At 67.4% G+C, this 2,361-nt stretch carries 1 protein-coding gene and 2 pseudogenes; 1 reads left to right on the forward strand and 2 read right to left on the reverse strand.

The genetic code is table 11. The annotated features are described in order from the left end of the window. A pseudogene (locus tag V7Q81_RS15725) lies at nucleotides 1–398 on the reverse strand (hypothetical protein); the annotation flags it as partial. Then, the gene (gene mshL, locus V7Q81_RS15730; RefSeq protein WP_333845220.1) at nucleotides 395–2,005 is read right to left on the reverse strand and encodes a pilus (MSHA type) biogenesis protein MshL; all 1,611 of its coding nucleotides are present in this window, start codon (nucleotides 2,003–2,005) and stop codon (nucleotides 395–397) included. The pseudogene V7Q81_RS15725 and the gene mshL, both read right to left, overlap by 4 nt. A 17-nt stretch (nucleotides 2,006–2,022) precedes the next feature. Between mshL and V7Q81_RS15735 the strand changes: the two are divergent. Continuing rightward, nucleotides 2,023–2,358, forward strand: a pseudogene (locus tag V7Q81_RS15735) (YifB family Mg chelatase-like AAA ATPase); the annotation flags it as partial. Nucleotides 2,359–2,361 lie beyond the last annotated feature (3 nt).

Genomic DNA, 2,361 nt, shown 5'->3' on the forward strand with positions numbered 1-2,361 from the left:
GATGGGGAGGGTGCCCGGTCCGGCGATGGAGGGCGCGCCGGTGCGGCCATGAGCAGAGGCGGCCGGGACATCTCCCGCCAGACATAGAGCCCGCCGCCCAGCGCCGAGGCGAGGGCGATGGCGGCGAAGCCCCACAGCCAGGCCCGGGGGTTGCCCGGAAGCGCTTTGGCTTCGAACAACGCGGCTGCCCCGGCATGCTCGGGCGCCGGGGCGGACGCGCTAGGCGGCGGCTCCGCCCGTGCAGGCGGCGCCTCCAGGCTGAGCTCCCGCCGGGAGCTGGGCGTGCTGGGAGCTGGGGGTTCGTCCCGACCTGGGTTCCCGGTGCCGCTGGCTGCTGTGGCCTCGTTCTTGCGCTTTTCCAGCTCGGCCCGCTTGAGGGCGTCCAGAAGCAGGCTCATGGTTCGTTCAGGGGCAGCCGCGCCCGCCCCGAACCGAAGAAATTGTCAAGGCGCGGGGCGTCCAGGAAGTTGTCATTGGGCAGCAGGGGCCGCAGATGGGCGTAATCCCCGTCCAGGCTGGCGTTACGGATCACGGTGGGGCGCAGGAACACCACTAGCTCGGTTTTGGTCCGGGTGTCGTTGCGCGCGGTGAAGATTTCCCCCAGCAGAGGGATCTGGGCCAGGCCTGGCACCGTGTCGTCCTTGTTCTCGATCCCGTCCTGCATGAGCCCACCCATGACGGCCACATCGCCGCTCGCCACCCGGATGACCGACTCCATCTCCCGGGTCTGGATCTCGGGGATGCGGTTGGGAATCAGCAAGCTTGGGTTGGGATCGTTCACGAAGCCGGTGATGCGGGAGACCGTGGGGCGCACGTTGAGGAGGACCGTGTCCGATTCCGAAATCTGAGGGGTGACGCTCATCACGAAACCCACCGACACCGTGTTGGGTGTGGTGGTGAAAGTGGTGACGGTGCCCACGTTGGCGGTGGTGACCGTATCGGCCTTCACGGTGAAATAGACCCGGTTTTCCACCACCTTCAGGAGAGCCGTCTGATTATTAATTACCGACAGCTTGGGGCTGGAGAGCACCTTCACCGTGCCGAAGGACTCCAGCAGCTTGAGGGTGGCGGAGAAGTCGTCGCTGCCCGAGTAGGTGCCGGTGAAGAGGGTGGTGCCGATGGCGCTCGGCAGCGTGGACAGGCTCTGTTGCTGGAGCGTCCATTTACCGCCTGCTTTGACGAAGGCGCGCCAGTCGATGCCTTGCTGGTAATTGTCCGAGAGGTTCACTTCCACCACCGTGGCCTCGATCAGCACCTGCCGCCGTGCGCTCGCCATCACCTGGTCCAGGAATTCCTGGATCTTCTCGTGTTGGCGGGCGGTGGCGCGAATGGAGAGAACCCCGGTCTCCGGATTGGCGATGACGGAGGCGGCCTCGCGGAACGTGGCCCGGCGGATCACCGTGGTGCCTTCGGTCTGCACCGCGGCCGGGTTGGGGCTTCCATACAGGCCCGGCTCCCGGCTGCCGCGGGTGGTGGGGGGCGGCGCCCCGGTGCCGGTGGTGGACTGGACGCTGTCTTGCTCCACCGCGGTTTCGTAGGAGCCTTCTGGCAGCAGTTTGTCGGTCTCCCGCAACAGGTCCTTGATGTTCTGCACCAGGGTTTCCCAGAAGCGGTTCTTGGCCGTGTTATTGAGGGAGGTGTTGGACACGTTGCCTTGCCCCAACCCGCCCACGGGAGCCGCTCCGGTGAGGCCGGTGGCAGCCGTGCCCCCTCCTCCCTGGATCTGGGTGGCGATCGCCACCGTGGCGCTCGCGTCCCGGGCCATGTTCACGTAATCCACCTTGTAGTTGCGCAAGAAAGGGGTGTCGGGCATGACCACCAGAGTGGAGTCCCGCATCTCATAGCGCATGTCCACCTGCTTGGCGATCCGCTCCAGGATCTGGGGCAGGCTTTGCTGGATGGCGTTTAGGGTGACCGTGCCCTGGATGCCGGGATGCACGTCGACGTTGAGCCGCGCATCCCGGGCCAAGGCGAAGAGCAGCTCCTGCACTGGGACGTTCACCACGGAGACGCTGAAAGTCTCCTGTTTCTGTGCCGGCCGGGGTGGCGGAACGGGTGGCCGCGGCCCGGCGCCGGCAGGCGGCGCGCTACCGGGCGCTCGGCCTGCCGCTCGTCACCACCAATGCCGCCTGTCCGGCCAATGTGCTGGACGAGGTCGCGCGGCCGGACAAGGCGGGGCTGTCCCTGCTGCGCGAGGCGGCCGACACCATGCGCCTCACGGCGCGCGCCTATCACCGCGTGCTCAAGGTCGCGCGCACACTGGCCGATCTGGATGGCGACGACCGGGTGCTGCGCATCCATCTGGCGGAGGCGCTGTCCTATCGCTCGCGCATCGACCAGCCGTCCCGCGCCGCCTGATCC

This window comes from Pelomicrobium sp. (assembly GCF_036803785.1).
Lineage (GTDB): Bacteria > Pseudomonadota > Gammaproteobacteria > Burkholderiales > UBA6910 > Pelomicrobium.